Origin of the sequence: Streptomyces pimonensis (assembly GCF_041380215.1) — a bacterium.
GTDB lineage: Bacteria > Actinomycetota > Actinomycetes > Streptomycetales > Streptomycetaceae > Streptomyces > Streptomyces pimonensis.
In genome coordinates, this window is the sequence record NZ_JAHWZY010000150.1 from 1 (window position 1) to 414 (window position 414).

The 414-nt window shown below is 71.5% G+C and carries 1 protein-coding gene; it reads left to right on the forward strand.

Annotated elements, in window-relative coordinates; all coding sequences use genetic code 11:
• On the forward strand, nt 1-414 hold a 414-nt coding region (locus KYY02_RS33770), incomplete at both ends, for an SDR family NAD(P)-dependent oxidoreductase (RefSeq protein ID WP_371244917.1).

Here is a 414-nt window from a genome sequence, read left to right on the forward strand (position 1 = left end):
GGAGGATTCCGGGTTCGGTTCCGGTGCGGTGCTGGTCACGGGTGCGACGGGCACGCTGGGCGGGCTCGTGGCGCGGCACCTGGTCGTGGAGCGGGGCGTACGGAGCCTGCTGCTGGTCAGCCGGCGCGGCGCGGCTGCCGAGGGTGCTGAGGAACTGCGTAGTGACCTGGTCGCGTTGGGCGCCGAGGTGACGTTGGTGGCGTGCGATGTGGCGGACCGGGATGCGGTGGCGGCGCTGCTCGCCGAGCACGAGGTCTCCGCGGTCGTGCACACGGCGGGTGTGCTGGACGACGGTGTGATCGGTTCGCTGACGCCGGAGCGGGTGGACACGGTGTTCCGGCCGAAGGTGGACGCGGCCTGGCATCTGCACGAGCTGACCCGTGACCTGGACCTGTCGGCGTTCGTCCTGTTCTC